The organism is Rhizobium sp. S152 (assembly GCF_030380735.1).
Lineage (GTDB): Bacteria > Pseudomonadota > Alphaproteobacteria > Rhizobiales > Rhizobiaceae > Rhizobium.
Map to the genome: position 1 here is coordinate 1 of NZ_JAUDRZ010000018.1, position 937 is coordinate 937.

The window sequence follows — 937 nt, forward strand, 5'->3', positions numbered from 1 at the left end:
GTGTTGCGATGGTTGGGGCTGTAGCTCAGCTGGGAGAGCACCTGCTTTGCAAGCAGGGGGTCAGCGGTTCGATCCCGCTCAGCTCCACCAATTCGCTTCCCGAGAGGAGACGATGGTGTCGAGATGGCGGATACATATCCTTTGAAGAAATAAAAGTTTGCATCGGCTTCGGCCTGATGCCTGTTCTGCATATATCGTGAAGAGAAGATTGATCTGGAGGCTTCCAGGTGTTTTGGCACAATCCTTATGGATTGTCCGAGACGTCCGAGCCCAGTTCCTGAGAAACCATGGATGGCCTAGCCGGCCGGATATGGTGGAGGGATTGGAGGTAGGAAGGAAGCTTGTCGCTCTGGGTCGTCAGTGCAAACCGCATAGCGGTTTGTGCGTGTTGTTTGTAAGCCCTCGGGTTTGCATCTGACGGACGACTTGATGGCCGTTGCCTGACCGCGCGGTCCTGGATTTAATCTCGAGAAGCTGGTCTTAAAGATCGGACACAAGCGAACTGCTCGGCGTAGTTCCAATAAAGTGATCCGATCGAACACGTCGATGGCATTGTTGGATTGACTGGGTTGTAAAAGGTAACCCGGTCTGTTGTCGTTCTCTTCGAGAACGGACAACGAGATGATGAGCATTGGCAATGAGAACGATTAAGTGTCGTAAGGGCATTTGGTGGATGCCTTGGCATGCACAGGCGATGAAGGACGTGATACGCTGCGAAAAGCCGTGGGGAGCTGCGAATAAGCTTTGATCCATGGATCTCCGAATGGGGAAACCCACCTTAAATGCTTGGAAAATCTAAGTTGTGCTTCGGTACGGCTTAGGTTTCCAAGCATTGTGATAAGGTATCTACACCTGAATACATAGGGTGTAAGAAGCGAACGCAGGGAACTGAAACATCTAAGTACCTGCAGGAAAGGACATCAACCGAGACTCCGCA

1 tRNA gene and 1 rRNA gene are annotated in these 937 nt (G+C 51.3%); both read left to right on the forward strand.

Annotation, left to right across the window (positions count from 1 at the left end):
• Positions 1 to 14 precede the first annotated feature (14 nt).
• A tRNA-Ala gene (locus QTL95_RS16135) sits at positions 15 to 90 on the forward strand.
• A gap of 555 nt (positions 91 to 645) precedes the next feature.
• A 23S ribosomal RNA gene (locus tag QTL95_RS16140) occupies positions 646 to 937 on the forward strand; the annotation flags it as partial.